The organism is Lactococcus termiticola, from assembly GCF_003116835.1.
GTDB lineage: Bacteria > Bacillota > Bacilli > Lactobacillales > Streptococcaceae > Lactococcus > Lactococcus termiticola.
Genome location: NZ_BFFO01000022.1, coordinates 1 through 662 on the forward strand (window position 1 = coordinate 1; position 662 = coordinate 662).

Below are 662 nucleotides of genomic sequence, written 5' to 3' on the forward strand. Positions count from 1 at the left end.
TGATGTTATCCTAGAAAAATGGACAGCCGTTTAGGTAATTTGGTACACTCAATTTATGGTTAAACGATATGAACAAGGTTTCAAAGAAACGCTAGTAGAACTCTATGACTCAGGGCAAAGTGTTCCGAGTCTGTCAAGCGAATATGGTATTGCACAAACGACACTTTACAAATGGATTGATAAATACTCAAAGAAAGGGGGACAAGAGTACTCTAAGGCTGATTTTATTGCCCTAAAGAAAGAATTAGCTCGTGTCCAAGAAGAACGTGACCTCTTAAAAAAAGTATTGACCATATTCGCAGAGAAAAAGAAATGACTAACCCAGAAATGATTCAAATGATTCAAGAAGAACAGTTTAACATTACCCAATCTTGTCTCCTTTTTGGTCTCAACCGCTCAAGTTTTTATGAACAAACTCAGCGGAAACTTTCTTCTTCAGAAAAACGTAGAAGAAATTTATCACTTGAGATTAAATCAATTTATGAATCCTCTAAACAAATTTATGGTGCACCTAAAATTCATCATCAGTTGGTTCAAAAAGGAATAACTGTCGGTCTTAAACTTGTCCAGAAGCTCATGCATGAACAAGGAATAAAGTCAGTCGTTAATAAGAAGTTTAAACCTGCGAGAAATAAGTCAGATAATATTTCAAGAGAGAATCT

The 662-nt window shown here is 35.0% G+C and carries 2 protein-coding genes; both read left to right on the top strand.

Features of this window, described 5'->3' with window-relative positions; genetic code table 11:
* The first annotated feature begins 55 nt into the window (after positions 1 to 55).
* A complete protein-coding gene (locus NtB2_RS08475; RefSeq protein WP_109246515.1) occupies positions 56 to 316 on the top strand; it encodes a transposase in 261 nt (86 codons plus the stop codon).
* A partial coding sequence (locus NtB2_RS08480; protein WP_165814991.1) for an IS3 family transposase occupies positions 313 to 662 on the top strand: 350 nt, incomplete at its 3' end. The genes NtB2_RS08475 and NtB2_RS08480, both read left to right, overlap by 4 nt.

Excerpts from the sequence above, each read along its gene's own strand:
- NtB2_RS08475 (WP_109246515.1), top strand. The coding sequence starts at position 56 with ATGGTTAAACGATATGAACAAGGTTTCAAAGAAACGCTAGTAGAACTC.